Below are 245 nucleotides of genomic sequence, written 5' to 3' on the forward strand. Positions count from 1 at the left end.
GTGGATCATGCCGGTCAACATCAGTTCATCGGCGCCAGTGCTCTCTGCAAAGGCCTTGATACCCTTCGCAACAGTCTCCGGTCCACCGACCACACGGCATGACAGCATCTGACGGACGAGCGCCTGCATTCATACGAGATTGCAAGCCGATCAATAGCCTGACCGGCCGGTCTCCATATCGGCATAGACCAGATAGCGAAGCGGACCAGGTGTAATCGCATCGAATGGGTAGCAGGTTGCCAGCA

1 pseudogene is annotated in these 245 nt (G+C 56.7%); it reads right to left on the bottom strand.

Going from position 1 to position 245, the window contains the following annotated elements:
* Positions 1 to 126: pseudogene (locus tag F9K91_RS25725) on the bottom strand (alkane 1-monooxygenase); the annotation flags it as partial.
* Positions 127 to 245: the final 119 nt, after the last annotated feature.

Origin of the sequence: Brucella tritici (assembly GCF_008932295.1) — a bacterium.
Lineage (GTDB): Bacteria > Pseudomonadota > Alphaproteobacteria > Rhizobiales > Rhizobiaceae > Brucella > Brucella tritici.